This is a genomic window from Pseudomonas sp. EL_65y_Pfl2_R96, assembly GCF_963970905.1.
Classification (GTDB): domain Bacteria; phylum Pseudomonadota; class Gammaproteobacteria; order Pseudomonadales; family Pseudomonadaceae; genus Aquipseudomonas.
In genome coordinates, this window is the sequence record NZ_CAXAQH010000076.1 from 1 (window position 1) to 2,113 (window position 2,113).

Consider the following 2,113-nt stretch of genomic DNA (forward strand, 5'->3'; position numbering starts at 1 on the left):
CCGGTCCGCAGAGCCTCGGCGCCAGGTCCGGCGATGACCGCACCCGGCCCGAGCACCGCACGGTAGTCGCGCAGCACCTCGGGATCGGAGATCCTTGCGTAGACCATCGACATCGCCGGGCTCTCGTGGCCGAGCACGCTCATGATCGTATCAAGCCTCGCGCCGCGCTCGGCGAGCTGCGTTCCGAGGGTGTGGCGGAAGCGGTGTGCAGTGACGGTATGGCGGCCTCGTGCATCGACCAAGCCAACCGCCCGGCACGCCTCGCCCAGCGGCGTTTCAAAGAGGTAGTATTCGGATAACAACTTGCCGTGATCTACGAAGAGAAAGCGTAGTCGGTCACCGGTCCGCTCGTCGACCATTGCGCGGTCGCGCCCTCTCCGGCGTGCTTCCACCACGGCCTGGAGCGCGTCGGCCGCCTCTTCATGGAGCGGCACCATCCGCTCGCGGCCGGTCTTGCCGACAGGAATGCGCAGCCGCGCGGTGCCGTCGGGGTAGCGGTCGAGGCAATCGAGTGCGAGGCGACGCACCTCGCCGCGTCGAGCGCCCGACCAGCGCAGCGTCAGCAGCGCCGCACGCTGGAGTGGGCAAACCAGCGCACGAATGCCGCTCATCACGCGGGCTAGCTCTTCCTCGGGGATATAGCGGGGCACGCGCTCGAGGTGCGGCGGCTTGTCGCGGCAATCGACGAGTTGGCGCTGCGGCGCGCTTTCCCAGTCCCAAGCGACGGTATCGCGGAAAAACAGCGCAAGCGAGTTCGTGCGGTTGCGCCGTGTGATGAGAGACAAGGGCACGCCGCTGCCTGCGCTCGGCTCGTCGATCATCGCGCGAAAGAAGCTCTCGACGTGCTCGCGCGTCACATCCTCGAAGCGGCAGACCTGGGGCGCGACGCGACCCAGGTGCTCGAGGAAGCGCCTGAGCGCGATCTCGTGGTGGTAAACCGTGCTGGGGCGCAGCTGCGACGCGCGCGCTGCGAGCCAGCGCTGGACGAGTGCCCACATCGCAGACGGCAGCAGCGGGTGCGAGGCGTAGGCTGGCATGAACTTGCGCGGCTGCCGGCTCGATTGGCCACGATGGTAGAGGATGGTGCCGAGCTGGCTGGCATGCGTGATCCAGCTTTTGGCGAACTGCGGACCGTAGCGCTCGCGCGCACCGAAGAAGACCGGCAGGTCGGGATGCGAGGCGAAGTCGCGGACGGCGGCGAGCAGCCGGTCGATATGCTCGGGCCGCAGCAGGTCGGGCGAGCGCACGCCCTCGTGCATGGCGATGCGCGGCAGCATCCAGGTCATGGAAAGCCGAATCGACGAGCGATTAAAGCCGAGGGCTTCACCCTCGTCGGCAAGGCGGTCGATGCCGAGGTCGATGCACAGCCGGTCGAGCACAACCGACGGACGTGTCTTGCCAACGGCGAGCAGCCATGGGTAGTCGATGCGCAGCCTGTCGGTGAACGCGAGAAAGTGGATGTAGGGGCGCGCTTGATAGGAAAGTTTGTGGCTCGACGCTTGCCGCCGCTCGCCATCGAGGCGGCCGACGCGCTCGGGCAGTGGCGCAGCGAGCCAGTCGCGAAGATCGGGCCACTGTGTGCGGAAGCGGCGGTGGATCTGCCGCAGCTGGCGCTTGTACATATCGCAGATATCCACACCCGCGACGTGCGCGGCGTACTCTGCCTCGCCGCAGTGCTGAGCGATCACTGGTGCGGCCGGGTGCTCGCCGATCGCTGCTGCGGCGGCAGAGATCGGTCCGGCCCTCATGGCGCTGACACATCGAGGCCAAGCGCGCGGCGGTACTCGGCGACGACCGCCGGGTCGGACACGCGCGTGTAGATGCGGGTGGACTCGGGGGAGGCGTGACCAAGCCTGCGCATGAGGGCGAGCTCGCGCATGCCGCCCTCCCACATGCGTGTCGCGTGCGTGTGCCGGCAGGCGTGCGGGGTCATCCAGGGCTCGCGTATGCCGGCCCGCTCGCAGGATCGGGCGAAAAGCTTGGCCAGCGCGGCGTAGGATAGCGGCTCAGCCCGGCGCGCCCCGTTGCCGCCGACGAGGAAGAGGTAGGGGCTGCCGGTGTCGCGCGGGCGCTCGGCGGTCACGTAATCGGCGATCGCGGCAAGCGTCGCCGG

The 2,113-nt window shown here is 68.7% G+C and carries 2 protein-coding genes; both read right to left on the bottom strand.

The features are described from left to right. On the bottom strand, positions 1 to 1,748 hold a 1,748-nt coding region (locus AACY49_RS29430), incomplete at its 3' end, for a tyrosine-type recombinase/integrase (RefSeq protein WP_339527676.1). Further along, positions 1,745 to 2,113: tyrosine-type recombinase/integrase (locus AACY49_RS29435; RefSeq protein ID WP_339527678.1), on the bottom strand; the 369-nt coding region annotated here is incomplete at its 5' end. The genes AACY49_RS29435 and AACY49_RS29430, both read right to left, overlap by 4 nt.